A 21,496-nucleotide genomic window follows, 5' to 3' on the forward strand; every position below is an offset into this window, starting at 1 on the left:
TCCGCGGATACCGGTACCGCTGGACCGGGGTGTTGCGCTCCGGTGGCGGTCAGGCACCCGGAGGGCGTCGGCCCCGGCAGCCCGCCCATGGTCGCAAGCCGGCCCCGGGAATCGGTGCGGGGCAGGCCGAGAGGCGGGATTTTCCCGGATCGGGGAACTCGATCGCGCGCCGGCGCCGAGGTTCGGCAACGGGAGACGCCCGGTGGCCCCCCACGGGTCACCGGGCGTCTCGTGCCGACCTGCCGGTCCTCAGGGCCCGGCAGGTCCGGTCATGGCGGCCAGCACGGAGCGCCAGTCCTCGCCCGGCCGGGCGCGCAGGGACGGGGCCAGCCGGTCGGACTGGTAGTGCCAGCGGTGGTCGAGGTCCGGGTGGACCTCGTCCGTCTCCTGGATCTCGCTGTCGCTGCCGAGCAGTTCGGTCAGCCCGGTGGCGAGCTCCCGCCAGGCGAGGTGGCCGCTGACGGCATTGGCGACGCCGTGGACGGGCGAGTCCAGACAGGAGACGACGGCCCGGGCCAGGGCCGCGGCGTGCACCCAGGCCGCGCCGTACCACGCATGGCCGTGCGTTCCCGGCCGCGGCAGGACGATCGGCCGGCCCTCCCGGGCCGCCTGGTAGAGCACCCCGGTCGCCCCCCAGCGCAACTGGTCCCGCAGCCGCTGGTGCGCTCCCCAGACGAGCGGGGAACGGACGGCGCTCGCGCCTCCCCGGCCCTGGGTGCCGGCCGCCCGCAGCAGCAGCCCTTCGCAGTCGGTCTTCGCCTGTCCGTACCCGCTCAGCGGCTGCCGGGAGGCGGACTCCTCAGCGACCCACTCGCCGGCCGGGTGTCCGTAGGCGTCCACACTGCTGACGAAGACGAACGGGCCGCGCGACCAGGCGCCGACCATCGCGGCCATCGCCGTCACATCGACCTCGGGACGGGTGAAGGTGCAGGCCGCGTGGATCACCGCATCGGCGCCGTCCACGGCCTTGCGCAGGCCGTCCAGGTCGGTGAGGTCGCCCTCGATGACGTCCACCCCGTCCCCGGCCACGAGGTGGGCCGATTCGGGGCGGGCCAGGGCCAGGACCGGACGTCCTCGGGCGGCCAGTTCGCGCAGCACGAAAGCGCCGACCCCGCCGGTGCCGCCGGTGACCAGCACCGTGCCCTCGCGGGAGCGCCGCGGGCGCACGGACCCGGCCGAGGGCGCGGCGGCCCGCTCCGCCTCACGTGCGGCCAGCAGCGCGGTGACCGCGCGCGGGGTGCGGGCCTGCATGATGTCCAGGCCGGTCAGCGGCAGTTTCAGCGACTGGCGCAGCCGCTCGGCGAGCTGGACGGCGATCAGCGAGTGGCCGCCGAGGAGGAAGAAGTCGTCGTCCGGTCCGGGCGCGTGGCCCAGGAGGGCGGTGAACCCTTCGATCACGGCGTCCGCATGCGCCCCCTCCGGCGCGGGGGCCGTCGGGACCCCCGGGAGCCGGGCCGGATCCGGCGTGCCGTCGGCCGTGCGCGGCAGGGTGTCCAGCAGGGTCACCGCGGCGGGCACCAGGTCAGGGGCCAGCGCCGAGCGCAGACGGGAGCGGAGCTCGGCGGGGGTGGGCCCGCCGATGCCGCGCAGTACGGCATAGGCCAGCAGCGGGCCGCCGGCCGGTTCGACCACGGCGGCCTCGGCCACCTCGGGGTGCGAGCGCAGCAGCACCTCGGCCGGATGTCCGCCGGTTTCGCCCCCGGGCGCCGGCGGCCCGCCGGGCAGGTGGGACAACTGGAGCCCCGGGTCGTCGGCCACCGCGGTGAGCAGGGCGGCGTAGTGCGTGCCGAGAGCGGCCGCCGCCTCCTCGTCCAGCGCGCTCCGGCTGTACTGGACGATTCCGGCGGGGGCGTCCGTGTCCACCATGCCGAAGGAGAGGTCGAACTTGGCTTCTCCGGCGCCGACCTCGACGTAGGTGTCCGCCAAACCGGGCAGCCGCAGCGTCGTGGGGGCGCCCAGGACGTCCGCGGTCACCCGGATCAGCGCCGTCCCGTCCGCGTTGCGGGCGGCGGCGCCGAGGCGGTCGAGGATCAGGTCGAACGGGACCTCACGGCGCTGCTGGGCGTCCAGCAGCGCTTCTCGTACCCGCTCCAGAAGGACGGTGAAGGACGGGTCGCCGGCGGTGTTCACGCGGACCGGGAGGGTGTTGACGCACAGTCCGACCAGGCCGCGCATCTCCGGGCCCTGCCGGTGGGTGCCGGCGACCCCGATCACCAGGTCGTCCTGGCCGGTGAAGCGGTGCAGCGCGGCGAAGGACGCGGTGAGCGCCACGGTGAAGAGGGTGGCCCGGTGCCGGCGGCCGAGTTCGCGCAGGGCGGCCGGCACCCGGAGGGCGAGCGGCGCGGTGTGGACACCGGCCGGGCGGATGCCGGTGTCGGCGGGCGGGTGCGCGGGGCGGGGCAGACGCAGCGGGCGGACGCCGTCGAGCCGTTCGGCCCAGTGGTCCAGGCCCGCTTCCAGGCGGCCTGTGGCCGCCTGCTCGCGGCGTGCGAAGTCCGCGTACTGTGCCGGTGCCGGCTCCGCCTCGGCGGTGGTGCCCTGGGCGACGGCCGCGTAGGTCCGGGCCAGTTCTCCGGCCACGGTCTCCAACGAGGCGCCGTCGATGGCGATGTGATGGAAGGTCAGCAATACCGTGTGGTCCTGTTCCCCGTGCCGCAGGACCAGGGCCCGCGGAAGGGGACCGGCGGCGAGATCGAAGGGGCGGTGCGCCTCCTCGGCCAGCAGTGCGCCGGAGCCGTCCGCGTCCGCCTCCACGACGCGCAGCGCGATCGCCTCCGGGGCCGGCAGCACCTCCTGGTACGGCTCACCGTCCCGCTGCCCGTAGCGGGTACGCAGAATCTCGTGACGGCGTACCAGCGAGGCCAGCGCGGCGGCCAGCGCGTCCAGGTCGAGCGGACCGCGCAGCCGGGTGGCGAAGGGCACGCTGTACGAGGCATCGCCGTGCCCCAGCCGGTCCATCAGCCACATACGGCGCTGGGCGTGCGAGAGCGGCGCGGGTCCTCGGCGGACGGGTGCGGGCGCGGCGGCGGGACGGGCGGCACGGGAGCGGGCCCGGCGCAGCAGCTCCTCCTGGAGCGCCGCGGCGGCGGGGGTGTCAGTGGCCATCGGTGTCCTCCGGGGTGCCGGGGTGCAGATCGCTGTGCGCGGCGAGGAGCGCGCGCTCGACCAGCGCGGCGTGCCCCGCCACCGTGGGGGCGGCGAAGAAGTCGGCGAGCGTCAGCTCCACGCCCAGCTCCTCGCGCAGGTCGTCGGTGACCGCCAGCGCCAGCAGCGAATGACCGCCCAGCGCGAGGAAGTCGGCATCCGGACGCGTGACCTCACGGCCCAGCGACCGGCCCCAGATCTCGGCGACGGCCTGCTCCAGCGGACCCAGCGGCCCGGCCGCCGCGTCGGGCCGGTCCACGGTGACGAGGTCGGTCAGCGCGCGGCGGTCGACCTTCCCCGAGGCGGTGAGCGGCAGCGCGTCGACCACCTGCACCTCGTCGGGGACCAGATGGGCGGGCAGGACGGCGGCGAGCCGGTCGCGCAGGGCGTTGGGGCGCGGCACCGGTCCCGGCAAGGCCACGATGAAGGCGGCCAGGCGGGCGTCGTCGGGGGAGGGGCGGTGCACGGTCACGGCCGCGTCCGCCACCTCGGGCTGCTCCCGCAGGGCGTGTTCGATCTCCGCCGGTTCGATCCTGAAGCCACGGATCTTCACCTGGTCGTCCGTCCGCCCGTGGAAATCGAGGGAGCCGTCGGGACGCCGGGAGACGAGGTCACCGGAGCGGTAGAGACGCCCCAGTTCGGGGTGGTCGCTGAAGCGCTCGGCGGTCAGCTCCGGCTGCCCGGTGTAGCCGTGCGCCAGCCGGCTGCCGCCGATCCACAGTTCGCCCAGCTCCCCGTACGGGACCGGCAGGCCGTCGCCGTCCAGCAGGTGCACGGTCGCCCCGGCGATCGGCCGGCCGATGGGCACCTGGCCGTCGCAGTCGGCGAGGGTGACGCGGTGGGTCGTGGTGAAGGTCGTCGCCTCCGTCGGCCCGTAGGCGTTGACCAGCTCCAGCCAGGGGAAGGCCTGGAGCACTTCGCGGGCGTGGTGCGCGGACAGCGCTTCACCGCCCACGATCACCGTGCGCAGCTGTGCGAAGATCCGCGAGCGGCGGCCGGCCAGCTGATGGAAGAGCGCGGTGGTGAAGAAGGCGACGGACACGCCGTGGCGTTCCACCTGCCGGGCCAGGTCCTCGAACGAGGGCCGTTCGACGGTGCACACCACCACGGCGGCACCGTTGGCCAGGGCTCCCCACACCTCGAACGTCGAGGCGTCGAAGGTCATCGGCGAGTGGAAGAGCACCCGGTCGCGGGAGGTGAGGGTGAGGTACGCCGGGTCGCAGACCAGCTCGGCGATCGCCCGGTGCGGCACGGCCACGCCCTTGGGCCGGCCCGTCGAGCCCGAGGTGAACATGATGAACGCGGCGGCATCCGGCGCGAGTTCGGCCCCGGGCAGGTCCTCGCCGTCCACCAGCGGCTCACCGGGCAGCGCCAGCGTGGCGCCGGAGAGCGCCGCCGATTCGAGGAGCTTGCCGTCGCCGACGGTCAGCGTGGCGCCCGCGTCGGCGGCCAGCGCCTCGGAACGGGAGCGCGGATGCGCCGGATCGAGCGGTACGCACACGGCGCCCGCCCACCACAGCGCGAGCTGGGCGACGACCGTGCGGGCGGAGCGCGGCATCAGCAGCGCCACGGCGTCACCCTGGCGCACGCCGTGCTCGCGCAGATGGGCGGCGAGCGCACGGGCCGAGGAGACGAGCTGGGCGTAGGTGAGCGTGGTGTCGCCGTCCGCCACGGCCAGGGCCTGTGGGGTCCGTGCGGCATGCCGGGCCACCAGGGCCGTCAGCCCGGCGGCCGGTGTGGGCCGCCCGGCCTCGGGGACGGGCACGGGGCGGTCACCGGCCGGGGTGCGCTCGTCCTGCGGGGCGCCTTCGGTGGACACGGGCTCTTCCTTCCGGGTGTCGGGGGAGTACGGGGTGCGGGTGGTCATCTCAGGCTCCTGCCGGTTGCCGGGCGGCGAGGCGCGTGTCGACGAGCTGCGCGACGGCGCGCAGGTCCGGCTGGCGCAGCAGCTCGGGGGCGCGCAGCCGGACACCGCTCTCCTTCTCGATGACGGTCAGCAGCCGGGCGGCGAGCAGCGAGGTACCGCCGGCACCGGTGAAGCTCTCGCCCAGCGAGATCTCGGACCGGGCGAGCAGATCGCCTACGGCGCTCAGCACCAGCCGCTCGCCGGGGGTGGTGCCGGCGGGCCCGCCGCCGTCCGCGGGGGCGTCGCCGGGCCGGGGCGCTCCGGCGGCTGCCTGCCGGGCCAGTTCGGCCCGGTCCACCTTGCCGTTGGCGTCCAGGGGGAAGGAGTCCACGATTCGTACGTCCGAGGGCACCGCCTGCTCCGGGAGCCAGGCGCGTACGGCCGGCAGCAACGCGTCCGCGGTGAGCGCGGCGCCGGCCGCCGGGCGTACGTACGCCACCAGCCGGGTGTGGCCGTCGGCGGTGCGCGGCGCGGTGACGACGGCGCTGCGGACCGCCGGGTCCCGCTCGAACGCGGCCTCCACCTCCGCCGGTTCGATCCGTACGCCGCTGATCTTGACCTGGTCGTCGAGGCGGCCGAGGAACTCCAGCGCACCGTCGTCCGGCATCCGCACCCGGTCCCCGGTGCGGTACAGGCGCTCCACACCCGGCAGCTCGACGCCCTCGGGCACGGCCAGGAAGCGGCGTGCGGTCAGGCCGGGATCGAGGTAGCCGAGCGCCAGACCGCTTCCGCCGATGAGGAGTTCGCCCTCCGCTCCCCGTGCGACGGGCCGGCCGTCCGCGTCGGCGACGACCACGGTCACGCCCGGGAGGGGGCGGCCGATCGGCGGCGCGGACTCCGTGCCCGCCGCCCCGTCCGTGCCGTGCATGGCGTACACGGTGGAGACCACGGTGGCCTCGGCCGGACCGTAGGCGTTGTGGACGGTGCAGGTCACGTCCTTGCCGGGCCGGCGCCGCATCCGGTCACCGCCCACGAACAGGTGACGCATCGTCAGGTCCTGTGGCCAGGGCTGTTCCAGCAGCGGCTCCACCATCGGGGTGGCCGAGACCACCGCTGTCACCGCGGACTCCCGCCACCAGTCGGCCAGCACCGCCGGGTCCCAGCGGACCTCGTCCGGAGCGGGCACCAGAGCCGCCCCGGACGTCAGCCCGGCCCACAGCTCCATCAGATGCGGGTCGAACGCGACACCGATCAGCAGGGACTGCCGGTCGCCGGGGGCAAGCCCGCTCGTCGCGCGGTACCAGTCCAGCACGCCGCCGAGCGCGGGCTCGCCGACGGCCACCGCCTTGGGGCGGCCGGTGGAGCCCGAGGTCAGCACGGCGTAGAACGCCCCGGGAGGTGCGGAACGGGCCGTGGCGCCGGGGTCGGCGAACGCCGCCACCACCGTGGCGGTGGCGTTGGCGCCCTCGCCCGGCAGCGCCAGCGGCAGGTGCTCGGCGCTCCGGTGCCGGGGCGGCAGCACCTCGGGATCGCCGATCAGACAGACGACGTTCAGGTCCTCGGTGACGGCCTCGGTGCGGCGTTCACCGGGGCGCGGACCCAGCGGCAGATAGACCGCGCCGATCCTGGCGAGCGCGACGGCGGTCGCCACGAGGGCGGCCGAACGGTCGAGGCAGACGCCGACCAGGTCTCCCGGGCGTACCCGGTCCCGCAGTGCCCGTGCGGCCTCGTCGGCGGCGGCGTCGATGTCCCGGTACGTCCAGCGGTGCGCACCGTCGATCACCGCGGGGGCCTCGGGGGAGCGCCGGGTCCACTCCTCGAAGCGGGAGAGCACCCCGCTGGTCCCCTCCGTGGCCGGGGCCGCGCCGCGGGCGATGCTGAGCGAGCCCTGCGGTGCGGGCAGTCGGGCGCCGGAGGCGGTCGTCGGGGCCGGCGTCCGGGCGGTCATCGGCTGGGTCATCGGGACTCCGTCACGGTGGTCGAAGCGGCGGGAGCGGGCACGGCTGGGGTGCCGACGGCGGCGAGCGCGGTGGCCTGGTCGGCCAGCACCGGGTTCTGGAACAGCAGCCGCAGCGGCGGGCGCTGCCCCAGCCGCGGTTCGAGCCAGGCCGCCAGTTGCGCGGCGAGCAGCGAGTGGCCGCCGGCCCGGAAGAAGTCCGAGGAGGTGTCGAAGCGGCCGTGGCCCAGGGCCTCCCGCCAGCCCTCGGCCAGCAGTTCCGTCATCGGATCGGAGGGCAGCGTCGGGTCGGACGGCGGCTGCGCCGGTGCGTCGGTGTTCTCCTCGACGGGGGCGGCCGGCTCCAGTGCGGCGGCCCGGCGGGTCAGCGCGGTGCGGTCCGGTTTGCCGCCGGCCAGCCGTGGCATGGCGTCGAGCCGCGCCCAGCGCCCCGGTACCAGGGCGCTCGGCAGCCGGCGGCTCAGCTCGGTGTGCAGCGCCTGCTCGTCCCACGGCGCACCGTCGTCCGTGCCCTCCAGGAAGCCGACCAGCCGGGGCCCGCCCGGGGCCGCACGGTCCAGGACGACGGCGCAGGACCGGCCGCCGAGCGCGGCCGAGGCGGCGGCCTCCACCTCCTCCAGTTCGATGCGGTAGCCGCGCAGTTTGATCTGGTGGTCGCGCCGGCCCAGGAAGTACAGCAGCCCGTCGCGGCCGCGGTAGCCGAGGTCACCGGTGAGGTAGACCCGCTCGCCGCCCAGGGCCTCGACGTCGATGAACCGGGCGGCGGTGGTCTCCGGGTTGCCGACGTAGCCCTCGGCCAAGCCGGCCCCGGCGATGGCCAGTTCGCCGACCGCGCCGTCCGGCAGCGGCCGGTGGTGGGCGTCCAGGACATGGATCCGTTCGCCGGGCAGCTCGGTGCCGAGCGGGATCTCCGCACCGTCGGTGAGGCCGTCCCGGGTGAGCTCGTGGACGGTCGAGCTGATGGCGGCCTCCGTGACGCCGTAGACGTTGAGCACGGTGCTGTCGGTGTCGGCCAGATAGGCACGCATCACGTCCGCCGGGAGGCGTTCACCACCGAGCACCAGCAGCCGCGGCGCCCAGTGCCCGTCGCGCAGCACGGGGCGCATCTCCGCGCGGGTGGCGAGGAAGTAACTGGTCGGCAGGTTGGCCACGGTCACCCGGGCGGCGACCAGCAGCGCGGCCAGCTCGGTGCCGGTCAGCACCTCGCGCTCGGGGGCGACCAGACACGCCCCGGCGTACAGCGACGGCAGCACCTCTTCGAGGGCCACGTCGAAGGTCGGCTGCGCGAACAGCAGCACCCGGTCACCCGGGCCCAGGCCGAACCGGTCGGCGGCGCCCGTCAGATGGTTCTCCAGTGCCGCACGGCCGACGGCGACGGGCTTGGGGATGCCCGTCGAGCCGGAGGTGTGAATGATGTAGGCGGCACCGGGGACGGTCCCGGCCGCCCGCGCCGGCGGCAGGACCGCGGCGTCGACGGTGGCCGCCGGCAGCCCGCCGGGAAGGCTGACGGGGGCGTCCGCCGAGGTCAGCACCAGCGCCGGGCCCAGCCGGCCCAGCAGCATTTCCAGGCGGGCCGCCGGGTCGTTCGGCGAGAGCGGGCAGTACACCGCACGGGTCCGCAGACAGGCCAGCAGCGTCACGACCGAATCGGCGCCGCGCGGCAGCACGGCGGCCACCGGCTGCCCGGCGCTCACCCCCGCTGCCCGCATCCGCTGCGCCAGCGAGCTGACCTGCTCCTCGAGGTCGCCGTAGGTGATCCGGCGGGCGCCGACGAGCAGCGCGGGCAGGGACGGGTCGTGCGCGGTGGCCGGGTCGAGCGGATCGTGTGCCGGGGCCGGCGGCGCGACGGCCGGGAGGGCCTGCGGCGGGGCAGGCGGCGCCAGGTCCGCCAGGGCGGCGCCGGGAGTGTCGAGGTAGGCCCGCAGCAGGTCCAGGAACCGCCCGGCGAGCAGCTTCGCCACGTCCTCGCCGAACATATCGGCGTCGTAGTCCCAGACCAGGGTCATCCCCGCCGCGCCGTGCCGGACGCTGACCCCGCGCCGGTCGTCCGGCAGCAGCACCACGTCCAGGTCGAAGCGGGTGGTGCCGGTGTTGAAGCCCTCGAACAGGGTGATGTCCAGCCCGGGGACGTCGATCTCGGGCAGCTCGGCGTCGTGGGCGCTGAACATGACGCTGAACAGCGGATTGTCGGCGCCCGAGGTGTGCAGGCCGAGCGTGCGGGTCAGCTCCTGGATCGGCACCTCCTGGTGCGGCAGCGCACGGATGAGGGTGTCGGTCACCTCGTCCATGGACTCCTCGGCCGGGGCGGCCGGGTCCAGCCGGAGCGCGAGCGGAATGGTATTGACGAACATGCCCACCGCGCCCTCGAAACCGCGCGGGCGGTTGCCGACCGCGGTGCCGATCACCATCTGCGAGCGGCCGCTGTGCCGGCGCAGCAGTTCGGCGAAGAGCCCCAGCAGCGTGGCGAACGGCGTCAGCCCGCGCTCCCGGGCATGGGCGCGCAGTGCCTCCGCCAGATCCGCGCCGATCGACTGCCGCAGCTGGCCGCCGTGGTGCCGGCGCCGGGAGCCGGGCCGGGTCAGGCCGGGCAGCGGCATGTCGTAGGACATCTCGCGCAGTTCACCGGCCCAGAACTCCAGGCCGTCCCGCCGCTCGCCGCTCTTCTCGTCCCGGGTGCTCGCCCGGACGTGGTCGGCGTACGAGGGCGCGGGCGGCAGTTCCACCGGCTCGCCCAGAACGTGGCCCCGGTAGACGCTGAACACGTCGCGCAGCAGGATCGCGAACGAGTGGCCGTCGTGGATCAGATGGTGCTCGACATGGATGAGCCGGTGACGTTCCTCCGCGAGCCGGACCAGTGTCCAGCGCAGCAGCGGTGCCTCGAAGGTGTCGAGCGGGGTCTCCGCCTCGGTGCGCAGCAGCTCCTGGAACGCGGCCTCCGGGTCCGCCTCCCCGCTCAGGTCCACCGTGTGCAGCCGTGGCGCACAGGCCTCGGCTACCCGCTGCCCCGGCATCGCCCCGTCGACGGCGACGAGTTCCAGCCGCAGCCCGGGGTGCCGGTCGAGCGTGGCGGCGAGGCCGCGGCGCAGCGCCTCGGTGTCGAGGGTGCCCCACAGGTCGAGTGCGGCGGTGAAGTTGTAGGCGCGGCTGCCCGGTTGCACCTGTTCGTGCAGCCAGACGATCTCCTGCGAGGAGGAGAGCGGAAGCATGGGCGATCCCTGAGGTTGTCGGGGCGGGTGTCTCCGGCCGGGGCGTGGTCGGGCCCGGCCTGGGGCGCAGCCCGGCCGCGGATCGCGCGGCCGGTCTGGCGGTGTCGGTGTCGGTGAGCAAAGGCGGGGCGGGGCCCCGGGAAGGGTCAGCCGGCCGTCGGAACCGGGGTTCGCAGTGCGCCGGCGAGCGCGCTGAAGGCGCTCTCGGCGGTGTCGTCGGTGAGGACCGTGCGGTCCCACACCATGCGCAGCTGCAGTTCGGGGCCCTGGGTGACGGAGACCGCGAAAGGGCCGCGCACGGCCCTGCCGTCGATATGGACCTCACGGCCCGTCACCCCGCCCAGCCGCAGCGGCGGGTGCCGCCGGGCGTCGTCGACGGTCAGCATGCCGTCGAGCCGGCCGGTCCAGCCGGAGCCGGCCGCGCGGGCGGCGTGCACCACGGCGTCGAACGGGGTGGCGGCATGGTCCAGGTCGTCCCACCAGGCTTCGGCCGTGGCGGACGCCGCGGGAGCCTCCCCGGTGGCGGTCGGGAAGACCACGGTGTTGAGGAAGCAGCCGAGCACCGGAGCGGCGGCGGGCGGACGGCCGCCCCACGGGTAGCCGAGCGGCACGACATGGCCCGCTCCGAACAGCACCGCCGCGGCCGCACGGCAGGCGCCCAGCAGTTCGGGGAAGGGCACCCCCGCCTGCGGCGCGGGTATCCGCAGTGCGGCCGCACCGCTCGGCGTGGTCCCGGTGGAGAGGGGCCGGTGCCGTGGCGCGGGGGCTTGTTCGCGCACCGCGCGCAGCCGTTCGCCCCAGTAGGCCATCGCCGCCGGTGCGCCCGCGCGCTCCTCCGCGTCGAGCTGGAGCAGCACGGCGTCCCGGTACGCGGCCAGTTCGGCCGCGATCTCGGAGGCGGAGGGCCGCTCGGTGCCGGCGTCCTCGTCGTAGGCCGCGCCGAGTTCTCCGACGATCCGGGCCAGCGACTGGCCGTCGCACGCGGCGTGGTCCAGGACCACGGCGAGCACGTCTTCCGCCCCCTGCGGCCCGTCCTGCACCAGGAACAGCCGCAGCGGCGCACCCTGCGGGGCCCAACTGCCCAGGGCGCGGCGCAGCACGGTGGCCGCGTCCTCACCGGACTGGCAGGCCAGGCGGGTCACGGGTACCTGTGGCTCCTCCGGGCGCAGCGCGGGCGTACCGCGCAGCACGGTGAGGTGGGAGCGCAGCGCGGGGTGCAGGGCGGCGAGCCGGTTCGCGGCTCCCGTGAGGCGTACGGGATCCACCGTGCCGCGCGGAAAGGCGAAGAACATCGGCACGAGATCCGGCCGCCCGGCGGGGTCCATGGCACGCACCAGTGCGAAGCGACGCTGGGCGCCCGTGACGGGCAGCAGGACCTGGGCCCCGTCGCCGGTGTCGAGCCGCCGGTAGCGGGCCAGGTACTGGCTCGTGATGCTGAGCACGTGATCCTCTCTGACGTGACGGAGCTGCCTCGTCCGAGGCGATGCGGACGGGAAGGCCGTGCGCGGGGGCAGGCAGCGGGGGCGAGTGGCAGGGGGAGGCCGGACGAGGTGGCCGGCCGTCAGCCGAGGGCGGCGGGTTCGGCCGCGCCGGCGGAGCCCGACGGGTCGGTGTCCGGGTCCTCGGCAGGCCCCGTGGCGGGCAGGTCACGCATCCGCCGCAGCGGGGAGAACAGCAGCGGCAGCGGTACGGCCAGGAATCCGGCCGCACACCACACCAGCGCCACCCGCGCCCCGAACGCGTCGGCCAGCGCACCGCCGGCCAGGGCGCCGAGCGGCAGGGTGCCCCACATCAGGAACCGCAGCGTGGCGTTCATCCGGCCGAGCAGCCGCGGCGGGCACACGGTCTGACGGAAGCTCACCTGCGCCACGTTGTAGAGCACGACGCCGAAGAAGACCACCCCGGAGCCGAGGGCGAACAGCGCCGCCCCGGCCCCGCGCCCGGAAAGCGGCCACAGCACCGCGAACGGGCCGGTGACCAGCGGGGACAGCCAGATGAGCCGGGCCTGTCCGAACCGGGCGGCGAGCCGGCCCGCGCACAGCGCGCCGGCCAGTCCGCCCAGGGCCGAGGCGGCCAGCACAAGGCCGACCACTCCGGGCACCAGGCCCAGCACCCGGACCAGGAAGACGGACTGCGTGGCCATCAGCACCGCGGCGAAGAAGTTGCCCAGCCCGGTCGTCACGGCGATCACGCGCAGCAGGCGGTGCCCGCACACAAAGCGCAGCCCCTCGCCGATGTCCCGGCGCAGCGAGGCGTCCGGACGGCGTTCGGGAAGGCTCTCGGGCTTCTTGATGCGCCACAGGAACAGCGCGGAGAGCGCATAACCGGCCGCGTCGGTGACGATGGCCAGAGCGGCCCCCAGCAACTGGACGAGACCGCCGCCGATGCCGGGACCCGCGACCTGCGCCGAGGAACGGATCGTCTCCAGTGCCCCGTTGCCCGAGACCAGCTGGTCCTTGGGCAGCAGCTGGGGCAGGAAGCTCTGGTGCGCGATGTCGAAGAAGACCGTCGCCACCCCGGTGACCAGGGCGACGACGTACAGCTGTGCCATCGTCAGCACACCGGTGACGGCGGCCAGCGGGATGCTCGCCATCGTCAGGGCCCGCACCACATCGGCGCGGATCATCAGCGGCAGCTTGCGCATCCGGTCGACCCAGGCCCCGGCCGGCAGCCCGACCAGCAGGAACGCGGCGGTCTCCGCGGCAGTGAGCAACCCCACCTGGAAGGCGGGGGCGTCGAGTTCGAGCACCGCGACGAGCGGCAGGGCGACCAGGGTGACCTGGGCACCGAGTTGTCCGGCCGCGGCACCGGCGAGCAGAAGACGGAAGTCGCGCAGGCGCAGCGGGCCGCTGGTCGCGGGTCGGGGTATGTCGGGCATATGAGGGACCATCGCCGAACGATCGATCCGGGGTCAAAACCCGATGCACACTTTCGGTCGGATTTCTTCACCATTTACTCACCATGACAGAAAAATCTCCGCCAGATCCTGGCAATCACCGCATGACTGCCACATGGCACCCTTGGGTGTGAGAAGGGGATTCCGCGACGACTGCGCGGGGCGGCCAGGTGACCGTGTACAGAGCGTCACGTACCGGAATCCGACCGAAAACAGTCGTCGATGTCCTCTTATTGACCGAAGCGCTTATTTCCTCCGCTATGGCGCCCCACCATGAAGAAGAGCCCGGCCCCGCAGGCCGTGGGGGCCGCGGGGCCGGGCGGGGTGAACGGAACCGCCTCCGGTCCGGCCGGAGTTCGCACTGCGCGGCCCAGTCCGCTCCAGGTCAATACATCTAGAAGTCTCATGAAGATCTTGGGTTCTGGCCCTGCCGCGTGAGCGGTAGGGCCAGACTTGTCATGTGGCGATGGGTGAATGGGTCGGCGAGATGGTCGGGCCGGACGTGTGGGAGACGTGCGGGGATCTGATCCCGGCCGGGAGTGTGTTCGCGTTCCTGGCCGAGCATCGTGGCGAGCTGTTCCCGGCTGAGATGTTCGCGGACATGTATCCGTCGGCGAACGGACGGCCGAGCATGCCGCCGCAGATCCTGGCCGCCACGATCATGCTGCAGGCCCTGCACGGGCTGTCGGACTTCGAGACGGTCCAGGAACTGCGGTGCGACCTGCGGTGGAAGGCCGCATGTGGACTGGGCCTTCACGACATGGCGTTCGATCCGTCGCTGCTGGCCTACTTCCGCCGCCGGCTGGCCCGTTCCGCCCGCCCCAACCGCGTCTTCGAGGCCGTACGCGAAGTCGTGAAGGCCACCGGCGTACTGAAAGGCAAGCACCGCCGGGCTTTGGACTCCACCGTGCTGGACGACGCGGTCGCCACCCAGGACACCGTCACCCAGATCATCGCCGCCGTCCGGGCGGTGATCCGTGAAGTCCCCGGCGCCGACACGGTCGCCGCTGCCCAGTGCACCGCACATGACTACACCGACCCGGGCAAGCCCCGCATCGCCTGGAACGACGAGCAGGCCCGCACCGAACTGGTCGACGCGCTGGTCACCGATGCTCTGCGGCTGCTGGGCCACCTGCCCGACCAGCAACTCGGAGAGAAAGCCGCCAACGCGGTGGGCATCCTGGCCCTGGTCGCCGGGCAGGACGTCGAGCCCGCTGAGAACTCCGACGGCCGTGACGGACGCTGGCGCATCACCCAGGGCACCGCCCATGAGCGGATCGTGTCCACCGTCGATCCCGAAGCACGCCACGTGCACAAGACCCGCTCCCACCAGCAGGACGGCTTCAAGGCCCACCTGGCCATCGAGCCCGAGACCGGGTTGTACACGGCCGTCGCCCTGCGGCCCGGCGCCGGGCCCGAGCACCACGAGGCCGCCGTCGGCCTGGATCTGCTCGCCGACGAGGACACGCCGGTGGACGTCTTCGGTGACACCGCCTATTCCACCGGCGACGCCCGCCAGGCCCTGCACCAGGCCGGGCACCGGCTGTTCCTCAAGCCCGCACCGCTGCGGCCGGCCGTCCCCGGCGGCTTCACCCTCGACGACTTCACCATCGACACCACCACCGCCGTCGTGACCTGCCCGGCCGGACACACCGTGGCCCTGTCCGGCCCCGGCGGGCAGCACCACCAGCGCAAAGCCTCCTTCAGGGATTTATGCACCGGATGCCACCTGCGCGAGCGGTGCACCAAAGCCAGGGCCGGACGCATCCTGACCATCCGACCCGGCCACAACCTCCAAGCGGCCGCCCGCCACCAGACCGCCACCGACCCCGGCTGGCAGGCCGACTACCGCCGCTGGCGGCCCCCCGTCGAACGCGCCGTCGCCTGGCTCGTCCAGCACGGCAACCGAAAACTCCGCTACCGCGGCACCATCAAGAACGACACATGGCTCCACACCCGGGCCGCCGCCCTCAACCTCCGCCGACTGATCAACCTCGGACTCACCCACACCCGAGGCACCTGGCACCTCGCCCCGGCCGGTGCATGACCGAAGGGGCTGTCCGGCCTGACGGCCGGACAGCCCCTCACCAAGATCTTCATCGACCTTCTAGGGGGTGTCTCCGCGGAGCTCCGCCTCGACGGCGCCACGGATCAGCTCGTGCGCCCGCCGGAGCGAAGTGGTACCGCTCAGCCAGCGCTGGGTACCGCAGGCGCCCAGTGCCCCGCCCACGGCGGCGACGACCGCCGCTTGCAGCGTCTGACGCCGGATGCCGGACAGGCCCACCCAGATCCTCGAAGCCGCCGCCCGGCTGATCGCCCGGACCCTCGCCGAGTTCGAGCCGGCCGATATCGGGCGCCGGGGGAAGGACTTCCTGGCCTGCTATGCGAACTACTACGTGGCCAACGGAGCGGTCATCATGCCCCGCTTCGGCGACCGGAAGGCCGACGGCGCTGCCGCGGCCACCCTGAGGGACCTCTACCAGGGGCGGAAGGTGGTGCCCCTGCCCGTTGACAACCTCGGTGAGGGCGGCGGCATCCACTGCTCCACCCAGCAACTCCCCAGGGCGCGCTGAACGTCACCGCCCGGGACGGCGGTGCACGACCCTTTCCCGGGGCCGGGCGCGGCAGGGGTCGGGGGCGCCACGCCCGGTCAGCAGGGACGGCCCCGGGTGGCCTCCTCGGTCCTCCACCCCCAAGCCGTGAGCATGCCGGGCGAGAGGCCGGCGCACCGCGGCGAGGACAAATCCTGCACCGCCCGCTCGATCTGCGCCTCGTCCACCCGGCCCGTCGCCAGCATGGCGTCCCGTGAACGGCCCCACGTATCGGCCCAGAAGCGGCTGATCGCGCTGTCCGGCACCAACGGGGGAACGTGGATCTCGGCGGCCACGTGGAACAGCCCCTCCTCGTGCAGGAGCTGCGGGTAGTCCGGCACCCAGGAGATGTCCGTACCGATGCTCTCCCGCAGCGCCTGCCACATCGCCCGCATCACCGTGGTGTACGGGGTGCCCGGCGCGGTGGCGCTCGTCAGGTCCACGGCGTCGCTGAGCACCAGTACGCCGTCGGGCGCGACCAGCGAGACCAGCTTGGCGATCATGCGGCGCCACGAGCGCAGATGCATCAGCACGAACCGCGCGTGCACCAGCCGGAACCGGCCGGGATCGAAGTCCGGGGCGGTGATGTCGGCGTCCAGCGTCGTCAGGCCCGGTATCCCGGCCGCGGTGAGGAACCGGGTGTCACGGTCCACCGCGAGGACCGTCGTGACACCGGCCGACTCCAGCAGCCACCGTGCGAGGGTGCCGGTTCCCGCGCCCACGTCCAGGCAGTTCCAGCCGGGACCGGCCCCCAACGACGTCAGCCGGGCGGCGCTCACCTCGTCGTAGGCGAGCGCTCCCAGGTCGATACGACCGGCCTCGCCGGTCTCCTCCGGGCGGAACAGACCTTCGCCGTAGCGCCCGGTGTCCGTACCCCGCACGTCCCCAGTATGACGGTGCGGCTCAGGGGTTTCCTGCTGTGGTGACCAGCTCCGGAACCGGGTCCGGCGCCGGCTGCTTTCGCGGCCGTCCCGGGGCACGCCGCAGCACCAGCTGCAGCACCAGCATCACCACGCCGGTCACCACCGCGCTGTGCCACAGCAGGGCGTCCAGCCGGCCCGCGGAGAGATAGGCACCCGCGGCCACGGCCGCCAGTGCGCACACCGCCCGGTCCACGATGCTCTCGACGGACAGCAGGGTGGCCCGTGGCGCACCCGCCGGGATCGCGTCGTTCACCAGCTTGCGCTGGAGCGGATAGGCGAACCCGGTGACTGCGGCGAACACGCACAGCAGGGCGACCACGGTCCAGGGTCCGCCGAGGGTGCTGCCAGCCAGCGCGGCCGCCATCGCGAGGCTGAGCAGCGAGACCCACGCCACCGGCGACAGCCGCGAGCCCAGCCACTGCGGACGGGCCGAGGCCACCGCCTCCGCGACGGTCATGGCGGCCAGCACCCCGCCGTGCGATCCCTCCGGGATGCCGTGATCCAGCAGCACCGGCTGGAAGAGGTTCACCTGGCAGATCCGCGAGAGCGTGAAGACCGCCACGCCCTGCACCATCAGCAGCGCGAGCCAGGGCGTGGCCCACACACAGCGCAGCGCCGTGGCGGCATCGCGCAGAAACACGAGCCCGCCGCGCGACGTCGCCTTCGCCTCGGCCCGGCCGGCGGGCGCCGCCTGCCGCGGCAGCACCACGGCGCACACGAGCGAGCCCGCCGCGCTCGCGGCGCTCAACACGTACGGCGTGGGATGCGCGAGGGCCATCAACGGACCGACCAGCGGCCAGCACAGTACCTTCGCGGCCAGCCCCAGCGCCCGCGCCTGCCCCTCGGCCTTCAGGTAGTGCTCTCCCGCGCCCTCGGCCGCCAGGCCGTCGTAGAGATAGGCGCTGGCGGCGCCCGAGGTCAGCGAGCGGCCCGCGGCGATGGCCAGGAAGTGCACCAGGAAGCCGGTGTAGCTGGGGGCGAGGACCGGGGCCAGGTTCGCCGCGGTCATCACGACGGCACCGGCCCGCAGACAGTTGCGGGCACCGATCCGGTCGGCCACGATCCCGGTCGGGATCTCGAAGAGGCAGAACGCGATGTAGTAGATGCTCTGGATGCCGAAGATCTGCCCGTCGGAGAGCCCCGCCTCCCGCTGGTAGGCGTAGAAGACGGGCATCCACCACAACAGATTGAACAGCAGCTGGAAGCCGTTGTTGAGCCGGATGATCCGGCGGGCCCGGGGCGTCAGGGACACCCCGGAGGCCCGGGGGCCACGGGCCGCCCGCAGGCCGGCGATCGGGCGGATCACAGCGCGTAGGGGCGGATCTGGACCAGGCGGAAGTCCCCCTGATCGGTCATCAGCCACTCGATGTCGAGCGGATGGTCCACGTCACCGTCGCTGAAGTGCGACTGGAGCAGCCGCCCGGTCAGGGCCAGCCGGGCCAGCTTCTCCCGGGTCCCGACGGGCAGGTCCTTGCCGGTCGAGCCGAGCGCGACGGTGCGGCCGCCGCCCTCGACGGTGTTGTACAGGTACTGCAGCGGCAGCGTCGTTCCGTCGACGACCGTCTCGGGCGAACCGGGGGAGCAGTTGACGTAGACATTGCGGAAGTCCGTGCGCCGGGTCGGGTTGCAGGTCACCAGCACCCCGCCCAGCTCCGCCGGCACATACCGCTGGATGATCACGCCCATGTAGGTGTCGTCGAGGGAGATGCCCGCCTGGTGGCGCAGCCGGACGCTGCGTGGCGACAGCAGGGAGGCCCATACCTGGCGTACCGCGTCGAGGAGTTCTTCCGCGCCGTGGACGGTGCTGACCGAGTCGTAGACCCCGGCCGCCGAGAACCCGGGCAGGTCCTCGGCATTGGACGAGGAGCGCACCACGAGCCGGCCCCCGGCGTCGGGGCCGTCGGGCAGCGCCTGGGTGATCTGCCGGGTCACCTCGTCGGGCATGGGGGTGTTGCGGATGAGCTGCTGCAGATGCAGACAGAGCGCGTCCAGGACGTCGACGGCGTCGAGTTCGAGGGCCATCTTCAGCTTGCCCAGGCCCTGCTGTACGGCCGGCGAGGACGTCAGGAAGCGGTGCTGCAGGGCGAAGGGAAGGGCGATGCCGTCGGGCGCCGCGACGGTACCGGCCACGAAGTCCGCGGCCAGGTCACGCAGTTCGGCGGGCGTCGCGTCCGGGGCGCCCAGGCGGGCCGCGAGGTGGCCGTAGAGGTCGGCGCGGGGCGGCCTCGGCTGCCCGTAGAAGGCGGTGAGGTCGACGGAGCGGCTGTCGAGGACGTGATGGAGCTCCCCGAGGCTGGCCGCCTTGGTGCCGTACCGGTCCTGGTCGGCGCGGCGCAGCCGGTGCAGGAACAGCGCGGGCACGTCCTCCAGCAGGGGCGGTTCCATCCGGATCCGCTGCTGGTGCCAGGCCGGGGCCTCCAGCGCCGGGGCATGGCCCAGCGGGACGAGGCTGATCTCGTCGTCCTGCACCCGGTAGCGGATCCACGCGCCGTCCAGGTCGTCCGCCTCGACGAGGCGGTCCAGGTCGCGGACGATCGCGTTGGGGATGCCCCAGCCGGAGGCGAGGACATTGGTGTGGGAGAGCGGTGTACCGGGCGCGGTGTTGAGGAAGCCCGCCACCCGCGGCACATCGTCCGGCAGCGACGCCATGGCCACGATGTCGGACCAGCCGAGCCCGCCGGCCGCGGCCGCGTACTCCTCCTGGGTCCGGAAGTAGCGCAGCCGCCCGACCGCCTCGCCGGGGTTGAGCGGGGTACGGGTGCGGTTGCCGAAGAGCTCATGGCCCAGGATCCGGGGCACATGGACATCGCTGATGGCGGCGAGTTCGTGCTCCTGCCCGTGGTTCGCGGGCTTGAGCAGCAGTGGCAGCCGTCCGTCGACCCGGTGGCGGACGAACGTGTAGAACTCCTCCAGCAGCTGGCCGTTCATGGTGTCGGCCTCGGTCGTCTCCAGGACGAGGAAGGGCCGCTCCCGGCCCTCGGTGTCCTCGTCGGTGTGCAGCGAGAGCACACCCAGCAGGAAGCGGCGCTCGGGATCCATGTAGACCGAGGCGTTGAACGCGTCCAGGCAGGAGTCCAGGTCGGCCAGCTCCATGCCGAGTACCCGGGTGGCGATGTAGTTGACGTGGAACGGGTGGGCCGCGGTGTCGAGCAGGTGCCAGGTGTTCTCGACGCGGTCCACCACGACCTTGAGGTAGGGGTGGCCGGCCAGGACGCCGGAGAGGGTGCGGAAGAGCGGCAGGGACAGGTTCTCGCCGACGACGGTGCGGTCGGTGGCCGGCTGCGGTGTACCGGCGGACAGGACGGTGGCGGTCATGACTGCGCCTCCGCGGTGCCGTGGGGGAGGACCCGGGGGAGGGCGTCCACCAGGGTCCGGAAGTCGCGGATCACGGTCTCCGGGTCGGCGGCGGACAGCAGGCACAGCGCCGCCATGGTGTTGGCGCCCGCGGCCGGGTCGTACACCGGCACCAGCGTCCCGTCCGGCAGCGAGTTCTCGGCCACCACGGACAGCCGGCTGCCCGCGCTGACGGGCACCGCCTCGCGCACGGTCGGGAAGTCCCAGATGCGCCGGTCCGGCCAGGCCTCCCCCTCGCCGTCGACGGCCAGGACGACCAGCGAGCCGGCCGCGCCGTCCGCCTCCTGCGGGGTGCGGGCAGCGTCGGGCCAGGCGACCGGGCGCCCCAGCAGGTGGTCGGTGAGCATGCCGATCAGGTCCAGGCCGAAGACCTCCTCGATCTGCGGGACGGTCATCGCCCCGCCGAACCTAGCGGCGGTCTCGATCACCCACATCCGCCCGTCGGCACCGAGCTTGATCTCGGTGTGCGTACCGCAGTTGCGCAGCCCCAGCGCGTCGACCGCGTCGCGCGCGAGGGCCACGATGCGCCGCTGGGCGTCGTGCGGCAGCGCGGCGGGAGTGATCCCGGCCCGCTCGGTGAACGGCTCCACCGTCGGCATCCGCCCGCTCAGGCACACCGGACGGAACTCGCCGTCCACGACGACGCCTTCGACGCTGACGTAGTCGCCCCAGCCCTCCTGGTCGAACCACTCCGACGCGGTGCCCTGCACGATCTCCTCCACGAGGAAGTCCGCCCCGGCACCGGCCACATGGAGTTCGGCGTACCCCAGTTGCGCGGATTCGGCCATCACCTCCCGGGCCCGCTCCCAGGCCGCCGGTACCTCGTCGGCGTGGCGGATGATCCGGTGGGCGGTGGAGCCGGCGCTCCAGGCGGCCTTGAGCAGCAGGGGGAAACGGAGCGCGGCGGCCGCGTCGTGCAGATCCTGCTCGGTGGCGACGGGACGGAACCGGGGCTGGGATATGCCCTGGTCCTGCCAGGTGCGCCGCATCATGCGCTTGTCGCGGGCGAGGGCGCAGGAGTTGCCCGCACCGGCCAGGCCGAGCTTCTCGCAGGCCTCCGCGACCGCGACGACCGCGTACTCGGAGAAGGTGACGACCGCGTCCGCACCGACCGCCTGGGCCCGGGAGACGATCAGAGACACCAGGTCTTGCCGTTCGGGTTCGGAAGGGCTCAGCACCGAAGCGCACAGCCGGTCAGCGGACGCGGCCACGGTGGGCGGGAGCGCGCTGAGTGCCAGCAGGTGCACTGCCGACCGTGCGGCGACCCGTGACAGGGCGTACCCCAAGGGCGGACCGCCCTTGGCATACACGAACAGCACCTTGCTCACTGGAATCCGACTCCTCTTCATACGGGTAGGGGCCTTCGAAACGGCCGGGGACGCCCGACTCTCACATCCGGACGCCATGCTTCAAGCGAAGCAGCCACGCGGCACACCGTTCCCCGCATCGGGCCGCAACCGCTCAGGCAAATGCCAGAGTTGTGGATACCGTTGATCATCGGTGAAGGTTCTGTGAGGCCGTATGGCGGGCGCAGCGCCCTGGAGGTGCGCGGACGCCGCCAGATCGGCCGAGAACCGGG

The 21,496-nt window shown here is 73.7% G+C and carries 13 protein-coding genes; 2 read left to right on the forward strand and 11 right to left on the reverse strand.

Going from position 1 to position 21,496, the window contains the following annotated elements; all coding sequences use genetic code 11:
- Positions 1-249 precede the first annotated feature (249 nt).
- From CFW40_RS33870 to CFW40_RS33895, 6 genes are all read right to left on the reverse strand, one after another.
- Positions 250-3,105, reverse strand: coding sequence for a condensation domain-containing protein (locus tag CFW40_RS33870; protein ID WP_088801548.1), 2,856 nt, complete (start codon positions 3,103-3,105; stop codon positions 250-252).
- Positions 3,095-5,011 carry a non-ribosomal peptide synthetase gene (locus tag CFW40_RS33875; protein WP_088802534.1) on the reverse strand — a complete coding sequence of 639 codons (1,917 nt, stop codon included), beginning with the start codon at positions 5,009-5,011 and terminating at the stop codon, positions 3,095-3,097. Before CFW40_RS33875 ends, CFW40_RS33870 begins: the two co-directional genes overlap by 11 nt.
- A 1-nt stretch (position 5,012) precedes the next feature.
- A complete protein-coding gene (locus tag CFW40_RS33880; protein ID WP_088801549.1) occupies positions 5,013-6,950 on the reverse strand; it encodes a non-ribosomal peptide synthetase in 1,938 nt (645 codons plus the stop codon).
- On the reverse strand, positions 6,947-10,153 hold the full coding sequence (locus CFW40_RS33885) for a non-ribosomal peptide synthetase (protein ID WP_088801550.1): 3,207 nt from the start codon (positions 10,151-10,153) through the stop codon (positions 6,947-6,949). The genes CFW40_RS33880 and CFW40_RS33885 overlap by 4 nt, the downstream gene beginning before the upstream one ends.
- A 146-nt stretch (positions 10,154-10,299) precedes the next feature.
- Positions 10,300-11,595 carry a non-ribosomal peptide synthetase gene (locus CFW40_RS33890; protein WP_088801551.1) on the reverse strand — a complete coding sequence of 432 codons (1,296 nt, stop codon included), beginning with the start codon at positions 11,593-11,595 and terminating at the stop codon, positions 10,300-10,302.
- A 119-nt stretch (positions 11,596-11,714) separates the two neighbouring features.
- Entirely contained in the window at positions 11,715-13,031 is a 1,317-nt protein-coding gene (locus tag CFW40_RS33895) for an MFS transporter (protein WP_088801552.1), read from the reverse strand.
- A gap of 484 nt (positions 13,032-13,515) precedes the next feature.
- On the opposite strand from CFW40_RS33895, the gene CFW40_RS33900 reads away from it, so the two are divergent.
- Positions 13,516-15,096 carry an IS1182 family transposase gene (locus CFW40_RS33900; RefSeq protein WP_088798548.1) on the forward strand — a complete coding sequence of 527 codons (1,581 nt, stop codon included), beginning with the start codon at positions 13,516-13,518 and terminating at the stop codon, positions 15,094-15,096.
- A gap of 60 nt (positions 15,097-15,156) precedes the next feature.
- Here the strand turns inward: CFW40_RS33900 and CFW40_RS37400 are convergent, their stop codons facing one another.
- Positions 15,157-15,333, reverse strand: coding sequence for a hypothetical protein (locus CFW40_RS37400; RefSeq protein WP_176956294.1), 177 nt, complete (start codon positions 15,331-15,333; stop codon positions 15,157-15,159).
- Between CFW40_RS37400 and CFW40_RS33905 the strand changes: the two genes are divergently transcribed.
- Positions 15,317-15,622 (forward strand): agmatine deiminase family protein, encoded by a 306-nt coding sequence (locus CFW40_RS33905; protein ID WP_218136777.1) that lies wholly within the window; start codon positions 15,317-15,319, stop codon positions 15,620-15,622. The genes CFW40_RS37400 and CFW40_RS33905 overlap by 17 nt on opposite strands.
- A gap of 77 nt (positions 15,623-15,699) precedes the next feature.
- Here the strand turns inward: CFW40_RS33905 and CFW40_RS33910 are convergent, their stop codons facing one another.
- From CFW40_RS33910 to CFW40_RS33925, 4 genes are read right to left on the reverse strand one after another with little or no spacing between them, the layout of a single operon-like run.
- A complete protein-coding gene (locus tag CFW40_RS33910) occupies positions 15,700-16,521 on the reverse strand; it encodes a class I SAM-dependent methyltransferase (RefSeq protein WP_088801553.1) in 822 nt (273 codons plus the stop codon).
- Positions 16,522-16,543: 22 nt separating this feature from the next.
- Positions 16,544-17,869, reverse strand: a complete 1,326-nt coding sequence (locus CFW40_RS33915; protein WP_256331135.1) for an MFS transporter — start codon at positions 17,867-17,869, stop codon at positions 16,544-16,546.
- Positions 17,866-19,878, reverse strand: a complete 2,013-nt coding sequence (locus CFW40_RS33920) for a PEP/pyruvate-binding domain-containing protein (RefSeq protein WP_088801554.1) — start codon at positions 19,876-19,878, stop codon at positions 17,866-17,868. Before CFW40_RS33920 ends, CFW40_RS33915 begins: the two co-directional genes overlap by 4 nt.
- A complete protein-coding gene (locus CFW40_RS33925; protein WP_088801555.1) occupies positions 19,875-21,245 on the reverse strand; it encodes an acetyl-CoA carboxylase biotin carboxylase subunit family protein in 1,371 nt (456 codons plus the stop codon). Before CFW40_RS33925 ends, CFW40_RS33920 begins: the two co-directional genes overlap by 4 nt.
- Between the last annotated feature and the right edge of the window lie 251 nt (positions 21,246-21,496).

This window comes from Streptomyces sp. 2114.4 (genome assembly GCF_900187385.1).
GTDB classification, from domain to species: domain Bacteria; phylum Actinomycetota; class Actinomycetes; order Streptomycetales; family Streptomycetaceae; genus Streptomyces; species Streptomyces mooreae.

Coding starts and splice junctions, on each gene's coding strand:
- CFW40_RS33900 (WP_088798548.1), top strand. CDS start 13,516: ATGGGTGAATGGGTCGGCGAGATGGTCGGGCCGGACGTGTGGGAGACG.
- CFW40_RS33905 (WP_218136777.1), top strand. CDS start 15,317: ATGCCGGACAGGCCCACCCAGATCCTCGAAGCCGCCGCCCGGCTGATC.
- CFW40_RS33870 (WP_088801548.1), bottom strand. CDS start 3,105: ATGGCCACTGACACCCCCGCCGCCGCGGCGCTCCAGGAGGAGCTGCTG.
- CFW40_RS33885 (WP_088801550.1), bottom strand. CDS start 10,153: ATGCTTCCGCTCTCCTCCTCGCAGGAGATCGTCTGGCTGCACGAACAG.
- CFW40_RS33875 (WP_088802534.1), bottom strand. CDS start 5,011: ATGACCACCCGCACCCCGTACTCCCCCGACACCCGGAAGGAAGAGCCC.
- CFW40_RS33920 (WP_088801554.1), bottom strand. CDS start 19,878: ATGACCGCCACCGTCCTGTCCGCCGGTACACCGCAGCCGGCCACCGAC.
- CFW40_RS33880 (WP_088801549.1), bottom strand. CDS start 6,950: ATGACCCAGCCGATGACCGCCCGGACGCCGGCCCCGACGACCGCCTCC.
- CFW40_RS33895 (WP_088801552.1), bottom strand. CDS start 13,031: ATGCCCGACATACCCCGACCCGCGACCAGCGGCCCGCTGCGCCTGCGC.